Source organism: Candidatus Marimicrobium litorale (genome assembly GCF_026262645.1).
GTDB classification, from domain to species: domain Bacteria; phylum Pseudomonadota; class Gammaproteobacteria; order Pseudomonadales; family Halieaceae; genus Marimicrobium; species Marimicrobium litorale.
In genome coordinates this window covers 1-661 of record NZ_SHNO01000009.1, presented here as the reverse complement: position 1 = coordinate 661, position 661 = coordinate 1, and the positions used below count along the sequence as shown (strand labels likewise).

At 49.9% G+C, this 661-nt stretch carries 2 tRNA genes and 1 rRNA gene; all 3 read right to left on the bottom strand.

The features are described from left to right. Positions 1-208 precede the first annotated feature (208 nt). A tRNA-Ala gene (locus EYC82_RS18110) sits at positions 209-284 on the bottom strand. A gap of 132 nt (positions 285-416) precedes the next feature. Next, positions 417-493, bottom strand: a tRNA-Ile gene (locus tag EYC82_RS18105). A gap of 93 nt (positions 494-586) precedes the next feature. Beyond that, positions 587-661, bottom strand: a 16S ribosomal RNA gene (locus EYC82_RS18100); the annotation flags it as partial.

Sequence of the window (661 nt, the reverse complement as noted above, 5' to 3'; positions counted from 1 at the left end):
ACGGGGAATTGAAACCCGCTACCACCGGAACAATTTTATCTATGAACCGCATACCTCACTCCTAAGAGTGTTGCATGTCAGTCCAAAGACTCAGCTTGATATACCTTGTTAAAGAACTTTCCGGTTGCCAGAACCAGAAAGAAGTACACGATGTGTACTTCTTTCTGAACCCGATGATGCGATAGCGACAAACGTTACACTTAATGATTGGTGGAGCTATGCGGGATCGAACCGCAGACCTCTTCCGTGCAAGGGAAGCGCTCTCCCAGCTGAGCTATAGCCCCAGAAAAGTGTCGTCAGCAACCACAAAGCCTGCCAAGTAAACCAATTCGTCCACGCTGTTCACTACAGAATCACTCGCCTCAACTGCACAAAATAGCGCGTGGGCGGCGCGACAACGAAACGTGGGAGCAAATTGGTAGGCCTGGGCAGATTTGAACTGCCGACCTCACCCTTATCAGGGGTGCGCTCTAACCAACTGAGCTACAGGCCTGCTGTACAGAATCTGTGCTCGCGATTACTTTCGCATCAACCGTTTTGATGAAGACAAATGTGTGAGCACTTGCAGAATGTGTCACTTATCGTTTAAGGAGGTGATCCAGCCCCAGGTTCCCCTAGGGCTACCTTGTTACGACTTCACCCCAGTCATGAATCACTCCGT